General features: G+C 45.8%; 16 protein-coding genes. All 16 read right to left on the minus strand.

What is annotated here, in order from left to right:
* Positions 1-14: 14 nt before the first annotated feature.
* The 16 genes from hutU to ACSQ8P_RS23355 all read right to left on the minus strand — a co-directional run bounded on the left by hutU (position 15) and on the right by ACSQ8P_RS23355 (position 21,932).
* Positions 15-1,691, minus strand: a complete 1,677-nt coding sequence (gene hutU, locus ACSQ8P_RS23280) for a urocanate hydratase (RefSeq protein ID WP_436237354.1) — start codon at positions 1,689-1,691, stop codon at positions 15-17.
* 31 nt (positions 1,692-1,722) lie between these two features.
* Complete coding sequence (hutH, locus tag ACSQ8P_RS23285; protein WP_436239586.1) at positions 1,723-3,285, minus strand: histidine ammonia-lyase; 1,563 nt, start codon at positions 3,283-3,285, stop codon at positions 1,723-1,725.
* 274 nt (positions 3,286-3,559) lie between these two features.
* Entirely contained in the window at positions 3,560-4,420 is an 861-nt protein-coding gene (locus ACSQ8P_RS23290) for a DUF421 domain-containing protein (RefSeq protein ID WP_436237355.1), read from the minus strand.
* Positions 4,421-4,718: 298 nt separating this feature from the next.
* Entirely contained in the window at positions 4,719-5,492 is a 774-nt protein-coding gene (locus tag ACSQ8P_RS23295) for an MgtC/SapB family protein (RefSeq protein ID WP_436237356.1), read from the minus strand.
* Between the two features lie 11 nt (positions 5,493-5,503).
* A complete protein-coding gene (locus ACSQ8P_RS23300; RefSeq protein WP_436237357.1) occupies positions 5,504-6,505 on the minus strand; it encodes a CehA/McbA family metallohydrolase in 1,002 nt (333 codons plus the stop codon).
* Entirely contained in the window at positions 6,502-6,969 is a 468-nt protein-coding gene (locus ACSQ8P_RS23305) for a hypothetical protein (RefSeq protein ID WP_436237358.1), read from the minus strand. The genes ACSQ8P_RS23300 and ACSQ8P_RS23305 overlap by 4 nt, the downstream gene beginning before the upstream one ends.
* A 59-nt stretch (positions 6,970-7,028) precedes the next feature.
* Positions 7,029-7,961 carry an aldo/keto reductase gene (locus ACSQ8P_RS23310; protein ID WP_436237359.1) on the minus strand — a complete coding sequence of 311 codons (933 nt, stop codon included), beginning with the start codon at positions 7,959-7,961 and terminating at the stop codon, positions 7,029-7,031.
* Between the two features lie 103 nt (positions 7,962-8,064).
* Positions 8,065-8,943: a myo-inosose-2 dehydratase gene (gene iolE / locus ACSQ8P_RS23315; protein WP_436237360.1), complete on the minus strand. Its 879-nt coding sequence runs from the start codon at positions 8,941-8,943 to the stop codon at positions 8,065-8,067.
* Positions 8,944-9,056: 113 nt separating this feature from the next.
* Entirely contained in the window at positions 9,057-10,340 is a 1,284-nt protein-coding gene (locus tag ACSQ8P_RS23320) for a CehA/McbA family metallohydrolase (protein ID WP_436237361.1), read from the minus strand.
* Complete coding sequence (locus ACSQ8P_RS23325; RefSeq protein ID WP_436237362.1) at positions 10,337-11,146, minus strand: endonuclease/exonuclease/phosphatase family protein; 810 nt, start codon at positions 11,144-11,146, stop codon at positions 10,337-10,339. Before ACSQ8P_RS23325 ends, ACSQ8P_RS23320 begins: the two co-directional genes overlap by 4 nt.
* Positions 11,147-11,182: 36 nt before the next feature.
* Positions 11,183-12,070 carry a carbohydrate ABC transporter permease gene (locus ACSQ8P_RS23330; RefSeq protein WP_436237363.1) on the minus strand — a complete coding sequence of 296 codons (888 nt, stop codon included), beginning with the start codon at positions 12,068-12,070 and terminating at the stop codon, positions 11,183-11,185.
* Between the two features lie 18 nt (positions 12,071-12,088).
* Positions 12,089-12,979, minus strand: coding sequence for an ABC transporter permease (locus ACSQ8P_RS23335; RefSeq protein WP_436237364.1), 891 nt, complete (start codon positions 12,977-12,979; stop codon positions 12,089-12,091).
* Between the two features lie 85 nt (positions 12,980-13,064).
* Positions 13,065-14,732 (minus strand): extracellular solute-binding protein, encoded by a 1,668-nt coding sequence (locus ACSQ8P_RS23340; RefSeq protein ID WP_436237365.1) that lies wholly within the window; start codon positions 14,730-14,732, stop codon positions 13,065-13,067.
* Positions 14,733-14,905: 173 nt separating this feature from the next.
* Positions 14,906-15,691: a response regulator transcription factor gene (locus ACSQ8P_RS23345; protein WP_436237366.1), complete on the minus strand. Its 786-nt coding sequence runs from the start codon at positions 15,689-15,691 to the stop codon at positions 14,906-14,908.
* Complete coding sequence (locus tag ACSQ8P_RS23350; RefSeq protein WP_436237367.1) at positions 15,691-17,421, minus strand: sensor histidine kinase; 1,731 nt, start codon at positions 17,419-17,421, stop codon at positions 15,691-15,693. Before ACSQ8P_RS23350 ends, ACSQ8P_RS23345 begins: the two co-directional genes overlap by 1 nt.
* A 281-nt stretch (positions 17,422-17,702) precedes the next feature.
* The gene (locus tag ACSQ8P_RS23355) at positions 17,703-21,932 is read right to left on the minus strand and encodes a PA14 domain-containing protein (protein WP_436237368.1); all 4,230 of its coding nucleotides are present in this window, start codon (positions 21,930-21,932) and stop codon (positions 17,703-17,705) included.
* Positions 21,933-22,189 lie beyond the last annotated feature (257 nt).

Consider the following 22,189-nt stretch of genomic DNA (forward strand, 5'->3'; position numbering starts at 1 on the left):
TCCTCACTCCTTCTTTACTGTCCCTGCTCACGCATGGGGATGCGGATGCCGTGCTTTTCCGCTGTCTCAATCGCTTCGACGTAGCCCGCATCCACATGGCGGATAACCCCCATACCGGGGTCAGAAGTCAGCACACTTCGGAGACGCTCATCTGCCGCATCCGTCCCGTCCGCTACGATCACCATCCCTGCGTGCAGCGAATAGCCCATGCCTACGCCACCGCCATGATGGATAGAAACCCAAGATGCCCCTGCTGACGTGTTGATCAGCGCATTCAGGATCGCCCAGTCGCCTACCGCATCAGAACCGTCTTTCATCGCTTCCGTTTCACGATTTGGCGAAGCTACAGAGCCACAATCTAAATGATCGCGACCGATCACAATCGGTGCTTTCAACTCGCCATTTCTCACCATGTCGTTCAATGCCAGACCGAATTTCTCACGCTCCCCATAACCGAGCCAGCAAATACGCGCCGGGAGACCTTGGAACGCGACTCGCTCACTTGCCATCGTAATCCAGCGGTGCAGGCGATCATTATCTGGAAATAACTTCATCACTAGTTCGTCTGTTTTGCAAATGTCCTCCGGATCGCCTGAGAGCGCTACCCAGCGGAAAGGTCCTTTACCCTCACAAAAAAGCGGTCGGATATAAGCTGGAACGAAGCCGGGAAAATCGAAAGCATTGGCAATCCCTTGGTCGAAGGCGACCTGACGAATATTATTGCCATAATCGAACACGACAGAGCCCATTTCCTTAAGGTCAAGCATCGCTTGCACATGGGTCGCCATACTGTTCTTCGAAAGCTTTACGTATAGCTCAGGATCCTTCTCACGAAGTAGCGCTGCTTCGACCAACGTAAAGCCAACTGGGATATAGCCGATCAGCGGATCATGAGCCGATGTTTGGTCCGTGACGAAATGTGGCTTGATGCCGCGACGCACGAATTCGGGATATATATCTGCTGCGTTACCCAGCAAACCAATGGCTAGCGCTTTATTCTCTTCCATAGCTTTACTTGCCAACATCAACGCTTCATCCAGTGTTTCAGCCAGCACATCACAGTAACGAGTTTGAATTCTGCGCTCAATGCGCGTTCGGTCAACTTCGACTGCAATGACGACGCCCTCATTCATGGTGACGGCTAACGGTTGAGCACCGCCCATGCCGCCAAGGCCTGCGGTTAATGTCAATGTACCTTTGAGCGAACCTCCTGTATGCTGGCGAGCCGCTTCGGCAAAGGTTTCATACGTACCTTGCAGAATTCCCTGTGTCCCGATGTAAATCCAGCTGCCCGCAGTCATTTGCCCGTACATCATCAGCCCCTTTTGCTCTAGCTTACGAAAATGCTCCCAATTCGCCCATTTGGGCACAAGTACAGAGTTAGAGAGCAGCACACGCGGTGCACGTTCATGGGTTCTGAAAACGCCGACCGGCTTGCCAGATTGTATGAGCAGCGTTTCATCGCTTTCCAAGCGCTGCAATTCGCGGACGATGGCATCGAAGGAAGGCCAGTTGCGAGCCGCTTTGCCAATACCGCCGTAGACGACGAGTTCTTCCGGTCGTTCTGCAACTTCCGGGTCAAGATTGTTCATCAGCATGCGCATAGCAGCTTCCTGTACCCAGCCTTTGCAGGATAGCTCTGTGCCGCGAGGGGCGCGAATTACTCTTTTCGGAGGATTAGAATTCGTCATAAGTGATCTCCTTCTAAGTTACTCTTTTTAGTCAAAATAGCGTTCCAGTCACTACCTCAACCGCTTGCAACCACTCGCCTTCCAGCAAAGCCGTCGCCACGTTTTCGATATCACGGGAAGTCGATCGGTCCTCCACAACGGGGGGAACGAGCGCCCGCAGCTTATCGTACAGAACCCGAGTCGCCGGAGCAAGTCCCTCTGATCCTACAAAATCAGCAGCTTCAGCTGCACAAATCAACTCGATCGCCAGCACCTTGGACACGTTGTCGATGACCTGCGCGGCGTACCGCGCTGCTGTTGTTCCCATAGACACATGGTCCTCTTGATTCGCCGAAGAAGGTATCGAGTCTACACTTGACGGATGGGCGAGCACTTTATTTTCCGAAACCATAGATGCACTAACATATTGCGTGATCATCATGCCGGAACACACCCCTGGGTTATGGCTTAAAAAAGCAGGCAGTCCCCCGGATAGTGCTGGATTAACCAGCCGTTCGGTGCGACGTTCCGAAATGTTAGCGAGCTCGCTCATGCCGATTTTCAGAAAATCCATGGCGAACGCGATCGGCTGCCCATGGAAATTACCGCCGGAGATGACAAGACCTTTATCCACAAACAACAACGGATTGTCGGTCGCCGAGTTCATTTCAATGGCAATCTTATCCTGCACATAGGCAAGAACTTGGCGTGTCGCGCCATGTACTTGTGGCAAGCAGCGCAGTGAGTAAGCGTCCTGTACGCGAAGCTCGCCTTGTCGTGTCGTCAACTTGCTGCCTTTCAGCAGGCTACACAGGTTCTTCGCTACGCCGATTTGTTCAGGATAAGGGCGAACCTGTTGCACCTCATCTGCAAAAGCATCCGGAATGCCGCGCAAGCATTCAACCGTCAGTGATGCGATTACATCGGCGATTTTCGCAAGTCGTTGTGATTTAATAAGCGCCAACGTACCGATGGACGTCATAATCTGCGTGCCGTTAATCAGGGCTAGCCCCTCTTTGGCCTGCAAGCTAATCGGTTTGAGCCCTGCATTTGCGAGCGCTTTCTCACCCGGCAAGCGTTCACCTTGATAAAAAGCCTCGCCCTCGCCCATCAGCACTAGGGCCACATGAGACAGCGGAGCCAAGTCTCCGCTAGCGCCAAGTGAGCCTTGTTCAGGCACGACCGGGTGTACGCCACAGTTGATGCAATCGATCAACAGCTGCAGCGTTTCCGGGCGGATGCCAGAATGTCCTTTGGCCAGCGCGTTTGCGCGCAGCAGCATCAATGCGCGAACCGTCGGTTCCGGCAGCGGTCTACCGACAGCGCAAGCATGGCTGCGGATCAGGTTCATCTGCAGTTGAACAGCGTCTTGCGGTGAAATAGACACGTCGCTAAATTTTCCGAACCCTGTCGTTACTCCGTAGACCACTTTACCAGCTGCGACCAGTTCCTCCACCATGTTGCGGCACGCAATCACACGCTGGAGCGCCTGTTCATCCAGTCCGACCGGCACATGATCATAAACAACCGCCGCGACTAACTCAGGTATCAATTGCTCCCCGTTTAATAACACTGGGGTCGCTTCTAGGCTGCTTTCCTGCTGTTTGTATACCATCGCCATGTCAACTCAGACTCCTTCCTTTCTCGCTTTACCAAAAGAAAGGGACCGTACGGAAGTTGTTAACTTCCATACGGTCCCTTTTTTAAAAAAGAGGGTTGTATGCGATTGTCCGGTATCAAGCTCCAGCCGATCCTTCATCGCGATCACCACTTTATCGTTTATTATGTTTTTGCCTAATCCTACCTAATCTTATTTTCACACGCTTCTTCGCGAGCTGTCAAGATGGCTGAAAGCCCAGTTGTCGCCGTATGTCTTGTCGAATTTCGCATCACCGCTTAAGGATCGGCTTCAATTGTGCAATGATTTCCTCCATTTGCTTCGAGCATTGCTCGTACATTTCCTTAGCCTTTTTATTATTTGTGGACAATCCATACAACATTAAATCGCCTTCGCATTGTTTTAACGTTGCAAATAGCGTTGCTTTTTCCTGTGGCACAGGTACTGTAATCTTGTCGTCATACAAATCCACAAACAATTGACCGTAGGAATCCACTTGACCTAGAAATACATTTTCGACCGTGACACCTATTTTTACTAACTCGGTATTCAACCATGCCCGGCTAAAACCTAGGGTAGCCAAAGGTTCGTCCATAATTACACCATCCATGATCACTGCCTGTGGCTCTTTCTCGGGCGCAACCTGAATGCCTAAATGTTTGGGCGTCAGCGGTTGATTCTCGCGCGTTAAGAGGACATTAATTTCTCCGCTAGGTTCCATAATGGCAAATTCCACATCGGCCACTTTAAATACCGACCTTTTGCGCAGTTGCTCCATGAGTTCATCCGTTGTTAGGCGTTCTTTCTTTAAATTATCTTCCATGACTTTGCCATCTCTAATGAGAATTGTCCCTTTGCTATCAATGAAATCCCGCATTTTTTTACTTTTTAGCTGCAGAAATTCTATGCCTAACGTACAAGTCACCCATACCCCTATAGCGACCAACCCTAGATACCATGTCGTATCCGTGTCCAACGATATATACGCCGCGAGATTACCAATGGAAATCCCAGTTATGTATTCGAAGAAGGAAAGCTGGGTCACTTGCCTTTTACCCAACAGCTTGGTCATAAGGAAAAGCACCACAATTGATAAAAATGTGCGTAAAACTATTTCAACCCAATCTAACACGATAATCCTCCTCTGATAAATCAAAATGCCAATTGTATTCAATTGTTTGTAGATACGATGAAATTTATACAATAAAATGGAAAATACCCCAAATTGATGCATGTAGCGATTCGCTTCATTTATGTTAAATGAATGCAAAAAGGGCTGCGAAGCAGCCTCAATCTTGGCCAAATAGGCTGCGTATTAATCAATGAGAAACCAACGTTCGGCTCATATTTAATAAAGCCTACAAACAAAAACAGAGCCCGTGAACTCACGGTACTCCGTTTTTGTTGTTTCCTAATTAGAATCACATGTGTTACGGCATACTCACCGTTTTTATCGCTTGTTTGATTTGAAGTCCTTCCAACCAAGGTGAATCAGCTGACAACACATACTCGGACCGATGAATTTCATCTAGTGCGGCAAGGAGCTTACCTTTCTCCGGTGCCTTCATCGTGAAACAGAGCTGCATCGTTGGCTTCTCGAGGCTATTTCCCGTTATCTCAACATCAGGAATCATTTTCATCTTCATGATTTGAATACCTTGATCCCCTAACGCGGATGCGATCTTAGCGAGAACACCTGGATGATCCAGTACCTTAACGGTAATCTCATGGACACGACGGTTTCTTAGCAAGTGTTTCTCCCATTTGTTCAATAGGAGCAAACTAACTAAAGCCAAGAAGGTACACAACACAGCGACGAAGAAAAATCCTGCTCCGACGCATAGTCCAACAGCAGCAACAACCCACACGGAAGCAGCGGTGGTGAGTCCGCTGACTACCGATCCGTTCCGTAAAATGGCTCCTGCTCCAAGAAAGCCAATACCACTGATGACCTGAGCTGCTAGTCTGGCTGGATCAGCACGCACATTCGATTCATTGACGAATTCCGAAAATCCATAAATGGACAGCAACATGATCGTGGTAGAACCTAAACAAACGAGAATATGCGTTCGAAACCCAGCAGCATGGTTACTCCATTCCCGTTCTAACCCAATCAATCCACCTAGTATCGTAGCAACTAACATCCGGATCAATAGGTCTAAGTGAGAAATATACCAAACATTGGAAATGTGAGCCATTGTCATCCCTTCCTCCCTCAATCATTGAAATAAATCGGGTTCGTAAATCCAATCATGGTATAAACCTGATGGAACGTCCCAAACATTTCAACTCTCATCCAACTAACGCCATCCAAGTCAAGTGAGAGCACTTTTTCCTGATCTATTTTCGACAGTTCACACACGGCAATGTCACCCTTGTTGCTGTTCAATCGCATCGTAACGGAGGTGTTCATTAACTCCCAATGTCCATCCCTTGCAGCAAAATCGACTCCAATCACGATCTCATATTGGTTGGACGCATTCGCTTTTCTGCTTACCGTTCCACCGATTCCAACATTCGACTGCCCTTCCAAGTTACGAATGACTAGATGAGGAAGCGGCCCCATGGAGACCGCGATCGATCCGTTACGCAGTGCATTGATTACACCGAATTCCGCCCCTTCATCCTGGTCCATATGCAGATACGTTGCACACACGGGTTCTTTCACTGGATCTTTGACATGCCAATCCCTTCCGCTTGTGGCGGAGATCCTAATCCCGCGATTAAGTAAATCAGTCCATAGCGCAAATGCCCGACTATTATTCTTTTGAATGGAAGGAAACAAACCTGACCAAACCTCGATATAGTCAACCTCATCCCAATCGGAAATTTCAAACTCCCAAAAACAACCAGTGCACATGGGGCTTCCAACACGGAAGGGATGAGCAATTCCAACAACACCACCTTGGCGATGGACTCCTTCAATACCCCGGGAAATATGAAAAGGACTTAACTGCCGCCAATCCACATAGTCACGAATTCCCAGCGTAACCATATGGCCAAAAAAAGTCGTCCATTCCAGTCCTTGAATAATATCAATTCCAATGTGATCCTCAACTTGATTACGTTCAGAGAGGCCTGTCATTGTATTGTGGTCGGTTAATGCGAAGCCGGCAAATCCAAGCGACTTAGCAGCCTCTGCTAAGTCAAGGAGAGACTGTTTCCCATCACTATGAAAGGTATGCGTATGAAGCTCATAGGGTTGCCAGTGACTCATTCACCTTGCCCCCCTTCTGCAATTCGCAAACTGTAACGGACTTGCTCAGATACAACGCAATGAAGACTTATCGTCACTCGGAACTGCCCCCGTGGAAGTTGTCCCGGTATCAATCCTGGAGAGGCTTCTTCTCTAGATATTTTAAGCCGTTGAACGGAGTCGTGCCGATGCCCAGCTCCGCGAAAGCCATTTTCATCATCAAAGGAAAGCGTAAGTAAATTCTGTAAAGGCAAATATGACCTCCAGTTACGCTGACTTGCTTCTACATGTTCCGGAAGCATATAGCGTTGAAGACCTTCATTGATCAGCGCTTTAGCTTTCATCTCATCTTCCAACGTCTTAGGCTCATAGGCAAAATCCACAATCAATTCATCTACAGCAGCATGGAGATGCAAGGTGTAAGTGATGTGGCTTTTCGAGCAGCTTGGCGTTACAACGCCATCAGCAGAAAAAAGTGTCTTCACAATTTTGTTCCCCTCCAAACTGTTTTTCTCGGTTAGTTCGGGAGCGAATCCCCTTTCCCTTACCTTTTGCCACTTTCCAGCCAACGTACTTCTTGTGCGGATAACACGATATCTACGGCTGCACGATTCGCATACAGTTCCTCTAAGGAATGGGCAGCAACAATGGCACAAGTCGGAAATGGTTGATTCGTTACATAAGCTAATGAAATTTGAGCTAATGTTACCCCTTTGTGTTCCGCCGATTGTTTGGCACGATCCAGTCGTTGCCAATTTAGTTCGTTGTAATAGACACGAACTATCTCTTCGTTATCGCGATTGTCTGGAGTGAAGCGCCCCGTCAAGAAACCGGCAGCCAACGATGACCAAGAAAATAGCGGCGTGTTAGTCTGCTGATGCCATGCGCACGTTGCTTCATCTGCTGAAACACAACCTGGCCAGCGAGGCATATTGGGCTCAGCTAAGCTTAAATTCGTGCTGCTAAAGGTAAAGCCAATTAATCCGTTTCGCGCAGCATATTCATTAGCTGACTGGATTCGCTGATGCGTCCAATTGGAAGCGCCTATCGCACGGATTTTCCCAGCATGGATATGTTCATTCAAGATATCAATGATAGGTTCTACAGCAACTTCGGGATCGTCGCGATGCAAGGCATAGAAATCGATATAATCGGTTTGTAATCTCTGTAAACTATCGGTTAGGTCACTTGTAATTGCTTCCGCATTCACCCGTGGTCCGTTGGCATCATGATGCGCTCCCTTCGTCAGGATATGTATCCGATCGCGATTGCCTCTCGCTTTCATCCAAAGACCGATGGCTTTCTCACTTTCGCCAGCTCGATAGCCATGCGCAGTATCTACCACATTGCCGCCAACATCAACATAAGCATCAAGCAGGGTGTCGACTTGTTGTTGTATCGAAGGCTGGAAATAATCAGAACCCAGAATCATTTGTGAACATGTCGACGAAAAGCCGGAAATGGATAATTGTTTCATTGTTATATACTCCTTCATCGGTTTCGATTCTTGATTTCGCTTGGATCAACTAATTGAAACAGAGCCCCTGGATTCATGAAGCGCCAGGGGCATGTTGTGCCAATTATTCGGTTAATGTTTTTAAGTAGTTCCTTGCTTTTTCAGCGTAAAATAAGGGGTTCGCAATTTCCGGATTTTGTTCAGCCTCAACAATGATCCATCCTTCGTAATCACGTTCCTGCAACTCTTCAAAGATAGGTTCAAAGTCAATACAACCATCCCCAGGGACTGTAAATACGCCTCTTCGCACACCTTCACGGAAACGGTATCCGTCTTTGAGATGCTGTTCCAACACATGTTCACGTACGTCTTTCAAATGGATGTAAGCGATGCGATCATAGTACGTTTGCAAAATATACAGCGGATCGCAGCCTCCATAGTAAGCGTGACCGGTATCATACAACAAATGTATTAACGCAGAGTCGGTCATTTCCATTAATCGAGCAATTTCTTCGCTGGTTTCAACGACCGTTTCACCATGGAAATGATATACAAGCTTCATGCCATTGTCATTGCAGTACTGGCCTGCTTTATGTAAGCCTTCTACCATATGTCCCCACTGCGCATCCGTTAAGGGAGTGATATGGATCTTGTTATTAGCCAGATCCTCAGTCTTATTACTAGATTCGCATGTCACGACGTGCTTGCATCCCATAGCTTTCAGAAAGTCTGCGTGCGCACGAAACGCCTCCATCTCCTCCTCATGTCGAGTCGGATCACTGAAGTGAACCGATCTCCACTGTGAAGTGAGAACCATTTCTTTACTTGCTAATAGCTGCTTAAGCGCGTCAATATCACGCGGAAATTTGCGGCAATATTCCGTGCCTTCGAATCCGAGACTGGCCATTTCGGTCAGTACTTGCTCGGCGGTGTAGTGGTTTCCATATTCTTTGATGTCTTCATTCACCCAATTGATGGCGGAAATACCGTATTGAACCTTCACTTCAATAACCTCCTAAACGTCCTAACAAATGCGAAGCGTATGCAACTCAAAAGGCTGCACCATCTTCTGAACTCCTTCACCGATATTCATCTGTCTAATTTCCTATATATTCCTTACTTATCAAAATAAATAGGGTTCGTTAACGCAGCCATCAACGTCATGTTGACTTCTTGGAAATGCCGCCAGACCTCTGCACGTACAAATGTAGTGCCTTGCGCGTCGCATTGAATTGCAAGAACGCCATCCGCAGACACTTTAACTTCCTTCTCCAAACCCCGATTACTAATTAATTTCACCGTATCCCCGATTTTAAGATCCTCTGCTTGGAAAGAAACCACTTCGTTTGACTCCCCAGCTGGAACAACGTCTCCAACCATATAACTACCGTAATTTAGCTGTACAAAAGGTCCTTCCGGCGCATACGTAATGCAAACATGACCCAGATCAATCGCACTCAAAATGCCATCCACGGTTTTCTCAGAAGCGTACACCCATGTACAAGGCATGGCATGCTTCACATAGGGATCTCGGCGATGTGTATCACTGCCGCCAACGGCAACAAGTCTTCTGCCGGAGACGAGTTGATCATGCCACCATTGCAATGCTCTCGCATTTCGATCTGCAAACGGCCCATTCCACACTTCAACCCAATCATGATCGACATTGAAATCCCATTCCCATGGGCAAAATTCACAGTGCGGGTGATTGATGACGATTTTGGCGCCATTTGCGCGTGCTTCGGTGATCTTAGCCTCGACGTCTTGCTGCCCTTTTACTCGAAAATCAAGAATGGGATCAATTACACCTAGGAAATTACTATGTCCGAAGTTCGTTGTGAACTCCATGCCTGGAATCATGAGAACATTCGTATTTCGTGGATAAGTCAGGTTCTGGCTAATGGTATTGTGATCGGTCATAGCGATAAAATCGCAACCAAGTTCTTCCATGATTGCTGCGTTTTCCTCTAGCGTAAACGTACCGTCACTGTTCACGCTATGTGTATGCAGATCTCCCTTTAGCCAACGAGGCGTTTTCAACCGAAATTCGATAGTAACGTGAACCGAACAACCTTCGCTCGGCACCTTGTAGGCGTTATGCAATACGGCCCAATTGCCAGGCGTTAAGCCGCCTGACATATAGCCCGGCGTAGCTTTTTCCAGTCCGACTTGAAACTTTTTGCGTGCGCCTCCACTCCAGCCTCTCACTCGCCCTGCGTCCCTCAGCCCCAAGTCAATGATAGCTTTCTGCGCACCGTGCGTTTCAATCGTATACGATACGACTATCTCCTCAACATGCTCAGGCATCTCAAAAGGTACTTCGATATAAGCGCTTTGCTCCGTATGGGCAATTTCGCGCGTAATTGTCAAAACTGAACGATTTCTTTCTTCAGGTTTCATCGTTTATCTCCTTGATTGACGCTGTTAATGGATAGACGCACAGCTGCAATAATGGGGTAATGATCGGAAGGGTAGCCCCCTCCAATTTGCCTTCTATCGACGATCGTTTCCAACAGTTCTACCTCAGGCGATACGAATATATAGTCAATCGGCTCTTCATCTGCTCCACCATTGAAATCGTGCGCAGTTCGACCAATAGGTCCTTCAAGTAGCGAATAAGCGTCTTTCAACCAACCTTGCGGTCCTTCTTCCTTTGACTCCCCGCTCAAATATCGGATAGTAGGATTGCTCGGATGACTATTCATGTCTCCCATCAGAATAACTGGTAAGGGTTGGTTAGCTTGATGCGTTATAATGTAATCCCAAATAACCTTTATGCCGTTTTCTCTTGCTTCCTGGCTGCGGTGGTCCAAATGCGTATTGTAGACAACAAATGCTTTATTGCTGCTCTTGTCTCTGAATCGAACCCAGGTACACATTCTTGGGAACATGCTGTCCCAGCATTTCGTTGCGGCAACTTCTGGTGTATCCGATAGCCAGAAATGGCCCTCTTCAAGAACTTCAAGTTGATCTTTCTTAAAGAAAATAGCATTATGCTCATCCTCATGCTCGCCAAACCGACCTGTGCCAATCCAATTGTAGGCTGGCAGCTCTTCATGAAGCTCCGTCAGCATGTCATAATAACCTTCTTGTGTGCCGAAAAGAATAGGATCGTGTGCTTGGATGGTTTGAGAAACACGCTTAACGCGAAAAGGCCATGCATTGTCCCCATCCTTCGGCTCGTTGTATCGTAAATTGAAAGTCATGACCTTCCATGTCATCTCACTGCACCTCTTTTTCAACTATTCTTTGACAGATCCTAGCATAATGCCATGAATAAAGTATTTTTGCAGGAATGGATAAATTATTAGAATCGGCACCATAGATACGACGATCTTGGCTGCATTGAGTGTTTTATCCGAGACTTTCATTAATAATTCCAATTTGGACGAATCAAGCTCCAACATGGCGTTCTGACTCACAACAAGCTGCTGAATATAGGTTTGCAGTGGATAATATTCCGCGCTGCGCATAAAAATCATCCCGTCAAAGAAAGCATTCCAATGACCAACAATACTGAATAACGTAACGGTCGCCATAGCCGGCAATGATAGTGGTAGATACACGCGAATCATCATGTACCAAGGGCCTGCTCCATCCATGTACCCCGCTTCGCTGAGCTCCTTCGGCAAGTTTCGGAAGAAGTTCATTAACAAGATCACGTTAAACACGGGTACTGCACCTGGCAGCACGAGTGCCCAGATCGTATTGAACATCCCAAGGGATTTAATTGTTAAATATAAAGGAATAATCCCGCCGGTAAATAACATCGTGAATAACATAAACCACATATAGATGGTTCGATGCGGGAATTCTTTGTTACTTCTTGACAAGGGGTAAGCCATCATAACAGTCAATATGAAGTTAATACCACCGCCAAGCAATACCCGTTTGACAGAGACTAGAAAGGCATTGAAAAAGTGTGGCTCTTCCAAAATTTTGCGATAGGATTCCAAAGTAAATCCAACGGGCCAAAACTTGACTAAGCCGCCTGCCGCTGCAGCGTTATCGCTAAACGAGACAGAGAATACATGTACAACAGGTGCAAGCGACATGAACGAGATGAGAAGCATAACTAAGATGAGAATGGCTTCGGCTACCTGAGCGGAAATTGTTTTATTTCGTACCATGAGTATTCACCTGCTTCATTAGAAAATTCTGTAATTGGCGTATTTATAAGCAATTTTGTAAGAGATGATGATGAGTATGAAACCGATCAGCGATTTCAATAGACCGACAGCGGTTGCTAAACCATATTGTGCTTGCACGAGTCCAACCCGGTAGACATACGTATCAATAATGTCGCCTGATTGGTAAACAAGCGGATTATACAAGTTGAAAATTTGATCAAAACCTGCATTCAAAATATTACCAATGCTTAAGGTAGCCAACAACACGACGGTAGGGACCAAACTTGGCAAAGTAACATACCATAACTGCTTCAATCGATTAGCGCCATCCATTTCAGCCGCTTCGTAAAGCGAAGGATTAATGCCAGCTAAGGCAGCTAAATAAATGATGGCAGCGAATCCAAATTCTTTCCAAATATCTGAACTAACCACAATGGTAGGAAACCAACTGTTTTTAGCCAAAAACATGATCGGTTCGAAACCAAACATTTTCAACGCACTGTTGATGATGCCATCCAAGGACAACATATCCATCACGACACCGGCTAAGATAACCCAAGAAATAAAATGTGGAAGGTATACAACCGTCTGTACCCATCTTTTGAAAATATGAAATCGAACCTCATTAAGCAATATCGCAAATGTGAGTGGAACGATCAAATGAGCAATAATTTTACAGACCGCAATAAATACGGTATTAAAGAAGATCGTTTTGCTGTCTTCTAACTCAAACATGTACGTGAAATTTTCGAGCCCAATCCAAGGGGAGTCCCAGATGCCCAATCCGATCTTGAAATTTTGGAACGCAATGGCGATTCCGAACATCGGAATAAGCTGGAAAATAATGAGAAGCACAATGCCCGGCAAAAGCATCAGATGGTAATGTTTGTAAAACGATCTAATATTCATTAGCGATTCACCTCTGTTCCAATCATGATTGTACAAAAAGCGCACCACCAATCGGTTAGGTGGTGCGCTCTTGGTCATTACACATTTACTTTTTGGATTTGCTCAGTTCATCTGTTACTTCTTTCGTAATTTCATCTCCGCCTTGAGCCTTCCAATCAGTTACAAACTTATCAAAGGCTTCTAACGGCTTCTCGCCCATTACAATGCCGAAGAATGTTTCTTTCTCCAACTTTTGCAGATTGGCCCATTTTCTTTCCATCGTTTTCGTATTAGCTGTAAATTCGCTATACACTTTATTCATGTTTTGTTTCAATAACTCAGCAGGAGCCGTGTAGCCGTAATAGCCAGACCAATCTTTCAAATCCGCTTTAGGATTCGCTTTATCGCGCGTTGCTTTATCAAACATTTCTTTCATTTCTGGACTCAGCTCTTCAGGCTTGGTTTGCCCGCCCATCGCCTTTTTCAACATATCTGACTTTCTTTCTACCGCATCTGCAAAATCGAACGTCGCATTCCCGATCGGCCAGTGTTCTGCACTTACTGAGAAATCAAGCTTCAAAGCATCTGGGTCCACTTTACGCTGCGCATTGATAAATGTGTTCGCGTAGATCATTGCGGCTTCCGGGTTTTTCATCCCTTTCTTCACAACGATAAACTGTGTACTCACAGGCACCATCATTGTATTCACTGTGCCTTTAGCATCCGGGATCAAATACGGTACGAAATCAGCCTTTGGATTGAGCTTCATCGTGTCAGCGGCCAAGCCGCCGGACCACCATGGTCCAAAGAAAATACCCGACTTACCAGAAACGATATTCTCGTTCGGATCTTTACGAAGAACAAATTCCTTATCAATCGCGCCAGCGGCATACATATCGCGCAGCTTACTGAGCGCTTGTTTCGTTTCTGGTGTGATCGAAGCATAGACAATCTTGCCTGAGCTATCTTTAATCCAGTTGGAAACACCCTCGACACCACCGGATGGATACGCACCAAACGCTTGGAAAACAGCTTTGAAATCTCCACGTTGCGCTTTCCCATTAACAGCAAGTGATTTTTCAAACCCAGCGATTCCCATTGTATCCGCTTTACCATTTCCGTCTGGATCTTTCTCGACGAAAGCTTTGGCAATCGCGGTTACATCGTCAACCGATTTCGGCGGTTGCAGTCCCAATTTATCCATCCAATCCTTGCGTACCCACACCATACTTGCAGCATCCGCTTGTACGCTAATATTCGGAATACCCATTAATTTACCCTTGTATGTCGCTTTCTCCAGCGCTTTATTGTTCGTTGAACCATACAATTCTTTAGCCAATGGAGAAGCATATTTCTCATATACTTTGCTCATATCTTCAATTTGGCCTGCCTCAGCTAACGCCAGGAAGATTTGCTCGTTCACCAGCATAACGTCAGGTAAGTCGTTACTTGCGATAGCCAGCTTCATTTTTTGCTCATGATCCTGAGGAGCGGCATACCAGAGAATTTTAAAGTTAATATTCGTTTTTTGTGAAATATATTTCATATACTGGTTGCTTTCTACCGTATCACCAGCTGGCAACTTAGCTCCAGGGCTTAAACTTTTGAAAGTGGTAACTTCTATCGGGTTCGGCATCTTGAAAGGGTCCACTTTAACGTTGGAATTCGCAGACGATTGTCCGCCATCCTTGCTAGTCCCTGTGTTGTTGCTTGAACATGCTGTCATCAGAACAGCGATTGCCATCATAGAAATTAGAGCTTTTTTATTCTTCATAATGCCCCTCCTCTTTAATTACCCTACACTTACATCTTAAAGAAAATGAAAAGCATTCGGGTCCATTTCTGTCTTTTGTTTAGGAGCATATCGTCTCGTAATCGGCAATTTCGAACGTCCAGTAGACGAAAGTGCACTTTATAGGAGACGATTTGTGACCTGTCCTCCTCTACTTATTGCTGGTTCTTGCGAAACTCACCGGGCAGGATCCCCGTTAACTCCCGGAATACCTTGCTAAAATATTTTTCATTGGGATATCCAGCTTGTGTAGCGATCCACCCAATGGATTTATTTGTTTGGGTTAGCATGGCTTTCGCGTGATTCACCCGTACTTCACGGATAAAATCGTTAAACGTTTTCCCCGCGACATCCCGAAAACAGCGGCTGAAATAGCTGCGGCTCATATTCACCCTTTTTGCAATATCCGGTAATAATAGATCATGTTGAAACTCAGAGTGAATAATATCTACGGCTTTCCATACACTTGCTTTCACTTCTGGTGAGTAGGGTCCCTCGTCTTCTTCCGTAAGAGTAGTCACATGAAGATGCTGTACATGGGTGTCCCTTGATCGCATTTTTTGCTCTTCCATCTTGTTCACAATTCGTCTAAGAACCTCATCCATGTGCTCATGTTCAAGCTCGACCTTCGTTATGTAATCCAGCGCTCCCAAACGAAGCGCTTCCTGAATAAGTTCGAAATCCTGATGGAACGTCAAAACAACCATGCTGATATCCTTATATTTCTCTTTTACAGACCTCATTAAGTCAATACCTGACATAACAGGCATTGCTAAATCTGTGATTAATAAATCAACTTGATTGTTCTCAAGAAACTCCAATGCCTTTTTACCATTCCCAGCTTCGCCTACGACTTCTAATTTATGCTTACGCCAAGGCATCATTGATATGAAACCTTTACGTACCAAATGATCATCGTCTACAACCATAACTTTTATCATCAACAAACTCCTCCTATTGGAAGACGAAGAACGATCGTCGTCCCTGCACCCATTGTACTTTCAATATGGAAACTTGCCGCAGGTCCAAATTGGAACTTTACCATGCGATACACATATTGCAGCCCAATGCCCATGCCTACCTTCTTTTTCTCTACCGTGTTTTCACTCATCAGTTGTGCGATATCTTCCTCTGTCATGCCATCGCCATTATCTTTCACTTCAATAATGACGTGGGAGAAGCCATCCTCAATTACACTCACTTCAATCACACCGTTGTCACCTAAGCCATGATATAACGCATTCTCTACTAGCGGCTGAAGAATAAATCGGGGAACTGCCAATTCAAGTGCTTCAGAATCCGCGTGGATCTTCACATCAAAATGGAAATTATAGCGGATCCCTTGCAGCTCGACATAATTTTTCAGTGCCTCAATTTCATCTTTAATCCGTGCCGGTCCGCCTTTACCAAGATTATAGTAGAGCACTTTATTCAATGTAGATACCAATCGATCAATATCCTTTTGCCCATTGGCACGAGCCAGCCATCGAATTGTATCCAGTGTATTATGAATAAAATGTGGATTGATTTGGGTCATTAGTTTCTCAACCTCAAGAAAGGCTTTACTCTGTTCTTTCTGCTCAACCTCACTAATAAGTTCAAAAATACGACTTCTCATTTCAGCAAACTCTCTGTAGATCACAGAAAACTCTAAAATCTGCGATTGTCTTCTAGGAGATACCTCATTATTGCTTTTTACATTGCGAATATCCGTACTGAGCAGGTTAAGCGGCCGATAGACCGTTCTCCAAATTAGCCAAGCAATAAAGAAACTCGCTATTAACGTTAAAATGGCAAAAAACACAAATTGTTTCATCCATCTATATACTTCGAGATTATAGACCGAATTGGGAACTGCAGACATAACTTTCCATGTTTGGTTACTCTCTTCCTCGAACATGCGATATTTACCTGTGATGTCCTTATTCGAATCGTTAGCATCATATTGCATACCAACTGGGAAATCCACAGAATTCTCGCTATATACAATTTTACCGTGATTATCGAGAATCAGATGCACCAAGTTGCCGCCAAATTGGTCATTGTCTTTGAGGATGCTTTCCGCCAATTTAAAATTCGTTTCAATATAAACATACACATCATCACGATCCGGCAGCTCCACTTTACGCAGAATCGATAGCACTTGATTGCCGTCAATTGGATTTAAAGAGACATGCGGTCCCATATACGTAAGTTTATCGAATTGAATGAGGACAGGCAGTTTTTTAAGATCATAATTGTCACTCACACTAAAATTTTCAAATAAAGCCTGATTGTCTTTTTCAAAATAGTAAAACATCAATCCCAGTGTAGGGTTCGTAAAATGAATCAAACCTAATTCACTTCTGATCTCGTCGTTCAATCTCTTCTTCTCATAGATATCCGCTGACAAATAAGTTTCAAGGCTTTTGCCCACTCTTCCGTCAAAGGCTAGCTGCTGTGAGGTATGATTCAACTGGCCAATGGTATCTTCCAACATGATCCTGACTTGATGCAAATTACTAAGGGCACCGCCCTCCGCCTTATTTTGCAGAATGGCATACATTGAGAAATAAGAAATGCTTCCAATCAGAATTAAAGGCGCAAGCGAGCTAATAAACAGAATTATGATGAGTCGAGACTTTAACGAATGCGGCTTCGGTGGTAATCCAAATTTCTTCCATCTTGTCATGATTCAGCCTCGCTTTGAAGTTATTTATTCTAGTATTGCCTAGTATACAAAACAAATAAAGCGCTAACAACCGTTTGTCGCAAGAATCTGAGACGGGCTATGCTGATGGAACCGTTGGTCAATTACCTGTTGGCTACAGCAAAAAGAGGTGTCCCCAAAGCCACTTATGTGGCGAGAGATCCTCTTTTCATCGTGAATACCAAGCGGCGATTTGGCCTCGTTACAAAAAAGGAGCCAAGCGGCACCACGCCGCTTAGCTCCGTCCCCACTTCAATGCTACATCACTGCAAAATCAACTGCGCTACTGCCGCCAAATCCTCAATATCAACGATATGATCACCGTTGACGTCCATTTGCTTGTATTGCTCCCAATCGGTATCAGCCGACGTTTTACCGTATGCCGCAGCAACTTGGGCCAAATCACCGACGGAGAATCTGCCATCGGTATTGATGTCACCAGGCGTTGCGGTATGTACACTGGCTAAGAATTGATTCAACGCAGACTGAAGCGCATCAACTGCTTGAGCGACTTGCTCTGTCGTTGCGCCAGCATCTTCAGCTACAGCCTTAGCTTCATTAATTGCTGCTTGAAGCGTGGCTTTGGAGCCATTCGGATATTGACCCACATAGCCTCCTTCAACAGCCACATCATGTTTGCTTTGTGCTTGTGAAATCAGCTCATTCAATGCTGCTTTATTGACTAATCCCGTAATTTGAACAGCGAAGCTGGATTGGTTCAATGACTTTTCTTGACCAGCGCCATTCGCAAGCACAGCACTAGAAAGTAGAACTGTCGCATTCGCGGTACTTGTCAGCGATTTGCCCTTCCAATTCAACTTAAGCATCGCGCCATTCACATCGGCTGCACCGATATTGGCAATAATCAACCTGACTTTGCCTGGTGTCACGGCTTTATCCACAACAGTAACACCTGCATGCAGTTCTTCCACTGAGACAAATTCGAGTTGTGTTGGATCATACGTCACGGTCAGATCTTCCGCGTAAACAGCTTCCGTAACCGAGTCAAGACTTAATGTTACGTTAAATGGCTGCCCGCTGGAAACGACAGCTGGACCTGTAAAGGTGAAGGTCGGCTCATTCAGAACTGTGCCCACCGAGAAATAATCAAAATCCACCGGGATAGATGTACCATCTGTAGCTGACATCGCATAGAATCCCACTTTGACATTCGACAAATTGACTGTCATCGGATCAGCCGCTTGCTGCCATGCGGTGCCATTCCAGAAGGATGTCGTGTAGACGTTACCTACTTTCGATATCATCAAGTACACCGAATCAGTGCCAGGATGCTTAGCGACATTCGCAGCTTTGGTATACACCGCATTTTTCTCAAATGCGCTTTCTAAATTTTTCCCAGTAGCACCCGTGGTATCCCACACATGACCTATACGAACATAGTTATCTTCATCCTGCCAAACGAGCAAACCGCCTTGCTCATAATTCTTATTCACCGAACCTGTGATTTTGGTGGTTATCACGAAATCTCCAGCAGGTGCGTTTTGCAGAAATACGTTCTTACTTGCATTGGAGTTCCCGAACATATCTCCAGCCAAAGATTGCAATCGGATGCTTCCAGGGTTAGCTGTCAGACTCCATTTACTGCTATCCGGACGGAAAATCGTCCAACCAGGTGCCAGCGTTGCGGAATCAAATGAATCTGTTGTTAAACCGTTAGGAATGGGTGCATGTACGGTGGATAGGATTTGCTTATGTGCAGCTACCAAGCTATCCAATGCCTCTTGAATCTGACTTACCGTTGCGTTTGCGTCTTGATTAACCGCTTTAGCCGCATTCAGTGTTGACTTAAACTGATTAACGGCAGCTTGTGGATACGCACCTGGTTGTGATCCAATGTGAATGGCGCCAAGGAAGCTTTCTTCTACGGCAAGCTGCGCATTCAAATCAGCTTTATTCGCTGTGCCGATCAGGTCTCGGTGCGCTTTGGCGATTCGGTCAAAATCAAGCTTTTCTACTTTACGATCGTACGTAAGTAGTCCATTAATTTCATACTCCACATCTGTAATTTGCGTATAGATCGCTGCGTTCAGACCATTCGCCTTCTGCTGCTTAAGGGAATCAATAAACCCAATATATTTATCCGTTATTTCCTGTTTGCTGTTCATTAATTGATAAGAGAAGGTAAGCGGCGTCCATTCATGCCCTTTCACGTGCAAACCAAGTCCCCCGTACTCACCAATGACGGATGCTCTATTCGCTGAAAGCGTAGGTGAAGCCGGCGCTGGATAACTATGCGCGTCGTTCAGGTCGCCTACACCTGTATCCCACCAACCGCTGCTGCCGTTAATAAGGCGTGTGGAATCCCAGCTTTTCACTGTATGTACGGCATCTTTGGACAATGGGCCGCCTTGATCGAATTCCCCCCAGCCCTCGTTAAACACCGTCCAAGTCACGATGGAAGGCGTGCTTTGAAGCTGGTCGACCATTTCCTTATATTCTTTTAACCATTGTGTTTTGGCCGCTTGTGATATATCGCTTCCCTTATTCCCTTGTCGATCCTCTAAGCTAGGCATATCCTGCCATACGAGCAAGCCCATTTTATCTGCCCAATAATACCAGCGTGCCGGCTCGATTTTGATATGCTTGCGTACAGTGTTCATGCCGATACGTTTAATCGTTGCCAAGTCAAATTGTAGAGCTTCTTCGGTAGGAGCGGTGTAAATTCCATCTGGGTAGTACCCTTGATCTAGGGGACCCATCATAAAAATGGATTTACCATTCAACAGTGTTCGCATGACACCATCAACCAACCCTGTCTTGATTTCTCTCATCCCAAAATAACTATTTACTTGGTCAACGGATTGCGCCCCGTTCTTTATCGTCACTTTTAAATCATAGAGGAACGGATCGTCAGGAGACCAAAGTCTCGCATTCGGAACAGGAATCGAAATCTCCGTACCTGGAGCTCCCGTCGCTGTGCCGACAACCTGCCCGTTGGCGCTGGCAATCGCTTCTACGGTTTCACCTTGCACACCGGAAGCAGCCACTTTCAGCTTCAACACTTGATTCGTGATATCTGGAACCATATCTAGCTTGTCAATATGAGCTGCGGCAACAGGCTCCATCCAAACCGTTTGCCAGATGCCAGAGCTTGACGTATACCAAATGCCACCAAGCTTCTTCACGGTTTGCTTCCCTACCGCTTGATCTTCCCCTGTATCCGTGTTGTCGAGCACTTTCACGATCAATTCATTTTGTCCTGTCTTCAATTGATCTGTGATATCCAAGCTAAATGCCGTGAATCCACCTTTGTGACTGCCTGCAAGCTGTCCATTGACATAGACAGTGGCCAAATAATCAACGGCCCCGAAGTTCAACTTCACACGTTGACCGCTCCAGCTGTCGGGAATCGTAAAGGATCGCTTATACCACATCAGGCTTTCTGTGCGGTGAATGCCGGAAAGAATCGACTCTGACGCAAACGGGACGAGAATCTTCTCTTTTAAAGTTTGACCCGTCGGAAGAGCATCACTAGCTTTAGCAGCCTGGAACTCCCATTCACCATTGAGATTCATCCATTGATCACGGGCCAGCTGTGGTCTTGGATACTCAGGCAACACGTTAGCTGGATCCAATTGTTCCGCCCATGGCGTCATGATTTGATACGTCGAGTCATTTTTCAAAAATTTGGAGAAGGCGCCAACTGTTCTTCCGTCTCCATTAAGTAGGCCGCCATTTCCGTCATAGCTAATCCCAACCTGCGAAACATCCTTGGAGTAAATCGGATTCTCAAATGTGAGTACGAGAACACTGTTATTACCTGCCTGTAGCGACGCATTAGCAATTGGCCAATTCGTTCCAGCGACATCGACCTTCAGATGCGTGCCGAAACCGCCTGCAGGCAGAGCGGATAAGGCGTTATCGAAGTTGATCTCTGCCTTCGTTCCATCCTCGGAGATGCGGCCTGCGGATTTATAACCAGCTGGCGTGAACAACGCTTCCGTCGGAATCGCTTGTTTGGCAAGTGATGGACTCGACCATCTCACATGCAGATTTGATCCGCCCGTTGCCTCGAAGTATTCGAGCTTGAAATCAACTTTCTGGCCTGCAACCAAAGCAATCGGCGTACCTGTTTGCTCTTTATCCCAATCATTGACCCAATGATCAAGCACAAGTTGGTTATTCACCCATAGGCGGAATCCATTGTCGCCAATGATGGAGAATGTATAATTTTCAGAATAGGCAGGAACAATTGATCCCGTCCATCTCACATTCACATTATCACTTTGCCCTGTCATCAGCTTCAAAGCTGTTTCCAGGGAGCTAAAATCCAGGTTAGCGTCAACCGTGGTCGCTTTTAATGTTCCAAAATTAAAGCTAGGTGAGCCTGAGCTCGTATAATAGTCACCTTTCAAGCCGTGTGTTTCAGCTTCTGCAGCCTGAACGTGATGTGAAATCGATAGGGAAGGAAGACACAAACTCACTACCATGACAAGCATTAAAAACATTTTCTGCACGTCTTTGACCTTCATGCTTGAACCAACCTCTCTTATTTTAGATGCATAACGTATCAAATTTGGGGAGGCCTTTCCTAGCTATGTAATGATTCATGTTGGCATATTCAGTCTCCTCGCGCTACCTCCTTCCTTTGTTTATCAACGTTAGAGCCTCTTTATTATAGAAAAATACAGCTGTCCCTGTATTTACATTAATAAGCTTTTTTATACAAAAATCCCACATATAACGATACAAGTCGTATCGAGATTATGTGGGATTCCAATGCTCTTTA

The sequence above is a fragment of the Paenibacillus sp. LjRoot153 genome, from assembly GCF_964253085.1.
Classification (GTDB): domain Bacteria; phylum Bacillota; class Bacilli; order Paenibacillales; family NBRC-103111; genus Paenibacillus_E.

Excerpts from the sequence above, each read along its gene's own strand:
- ACSQ8P_RS23345 (WP_436237366.1), bottom strand. The coding sequence starts at position 15,691 with ATGATAAAAGTTATGGTTGTAGACGATGATCATTTGGTACGTAAAGGT.
- hutU (WP_436237354.1), bottom strand. The coding sequence starts at position 1,691 with ATGACGAATTCTAATCCTCCGAAAAGAGTAATTCGCGCCCCTCGCGGC.
- ACSQ8P_RS23320 (WP_436237361.1), bottom strand. The coding sequence starts at position 10,340 with ATGAAACCTGAAGAAAGAAATCGTTCAGTTTTGACAATTACGCGCGAA.
- ACSQ8P_RS23350 (WP_436237367.1), bottom strand. The coding sequence starts at position 17,421 with ATGACAAGATGGAAGAAATTTGGATTACCACCGAAGCCGCATTCGTTA.
- ACSQ8P_RS23340 (WP_436237365.1), bottom strand. The coding sequence starts at position 14,732 with ATGAAGAATAAAAAAGCTCTAATTTCTATGATGGCAATCGCTGTTCTG.
- ACSQ8P_RS23325 (WP_436237362.1), bottom strand. The coding sequence starts at position 11,146 with ATGACTTTCAATTTACGATACAACGAGCCGAAGGATGGGGACAATGCA.
- ACSQ8P_RS23300 (WP_436237357.1), bottom strand. The coding sequence starts at position 6,505 with ATGAGTCACTGGCAACCCTATGAGCTTCATACGCATACCTTTCATAGT.
- ACSQ8P_RS23335 (WP_436237364.1), bottom strand. The coding sequence starts at position 12,979 with ATGAATATTAGATCGTTTTACAAACATTACCATCTGATGCTTTTGCCG.
- ACSQ8P_RS23295 (WP_436237356.1), bottom strand. The coding sequence starts at position 5,492 with ATGACAATGGCTCACATTTCCAATGTTTGGTATATTTCTCACTTAGAC.
- ACSQ8P_RS23330 (WP_436237363.1), bottom strand. The coding sequence starts at position 12,070 with ATGGTACGAAATAAAACAATTTCCGCTCAGGTAGCCGAAGCCATTCTC.
- hutH (WP_436239586.1), bottom strand. The coding sequence starts at position 3,285 with ATGGTATACAAACAGCAGGAAAGCAGCCTAGAAGCGACCCCAGTGTTA.
- ACSQ8P_RS23310 (WP_436237359.1), bottom strand. The coding sequence starts at position 7,961 with ATGAAACAATTATCCATTTCCGGCTTTTCGTCGACATGTTCACAAATG.
- ACSQ8P_RS23355 (WP_436237368.1), bottom strand. The coding sequence starts at position 21,932 with ATGAAGGTCAAAGACGTGCAGAAAATGTTTTTAATGCTTGTCATGGTA.